We start from the raw sequence: 926 nt of genomic DNA on the forward strand, positions 1-926 counted from the left end.
GGCCAGCGCGGCTCGTCGGGGTCGGGGGAGTCGGGCACGCGCCCATCCTGCCGCAGCCGCGGCCCCCCGGCCGGTGTCCCGCCCCGGTTTGGGCTGGTCATGGTCCCTGGGGGAGAATCGAGCCATGTCCTCCGCCGCACCGAACGCCGACCACGCGTCCGTCGACGCCGTGCTCTCCGCCGCCGTCGACGTGGCCCGCGCCGCCGTGCTCGAGGGCACCGAGGCGTCGGCGGTGGGCGAGCACCGCGAGGTGCGTCCCGCCGGCCCGCTGCTGGCCACCCACGTCTTCGCCTGCCTGCTGCCGGGCTACCGCGGCTGGTACTGGGCCGCCGACGTCACCCGCGCCCCCGACAGCGACCACGTCACGGTCAACGACGTCGTCCTGCTGCCCGGCGACGAGGCGATCGTCGCGCCGGCCTGGAAGCCGTACAAGGACCGCATCCGTCCCGGCGACCTCGGCCCCGGTGACCTGCTGCCGCCGGAGGAGGACGACGTCCGCCTCGTCCCGGCCTGGACCGCCGGCGACGGCGAGGAGCAGACGCCCGACCGCTACTTCGCGCGCGAGGTCGCCTCGGCCGCCGCGTCGTGCTGTCCCTGGAGGGACGCAACCAGGCCGCCGACCGGTGGTACGCCGGCGAGCAGGGTCCGGACGTCCCGCTGGCCCAGCAGGCGCCCGGCGTGTGCGGCGGATGCGGGTTCCTGGTGAGCCTGGCCGGCCCGCTGTCGGACCGCTTCGGCGTGTGCGCGAACGGCCAGGCCAACGACGACGGCCGGGTCTGGCGCTCTCGCACGGGTGCGGCGCGCACACGGGGCGACGGTGCGGCGCAGCGCGTCCGCGCAGACGCTGCCCGACCCGGTGCTCGACACCGTGGGCGTCGACCTCGTCGACCTCGACTGAGCGCGGCCCCGAGCGGCTGAGGCCCGGC

General features: G+C 77.0%; 2 protein-coding genes. Both read left to right on the top strand.

Annotated features, from left to right (window positions below):
- The first annotated feature begins 124 nt into the window (after window positions 1-124).
- Entirely contained in the window at window positions 125-706 is a 582-nt protein-coding gene (locus AC2W7G_RS17235) for a DUF3027 domain-containing protein (RefSeq protein WP_485869517.1), read from the top strand.
- The gene (locus tag AC2W7G_RS17240) at window positions 595-918 is read left to right on the top strand and encodes a DUF3027 domain-containing protein (protein WP_485869518.1); all 324 of its coding nucleotides are present in this window, start codon (window positions 595-597) and stop codon (window positions 916-918) included. The genes AC2W7G_RS17235 and AC2W7G_RS17240 overlap by 112 nt, the downstream gene beginning before the upstream one ends.
- Window positions 919-926: the final 8 nt, after the last annotated feature.

This window comes from Aeromicrobium sp. PFPM2_SD2 (genome assembly GCF_057364525.1).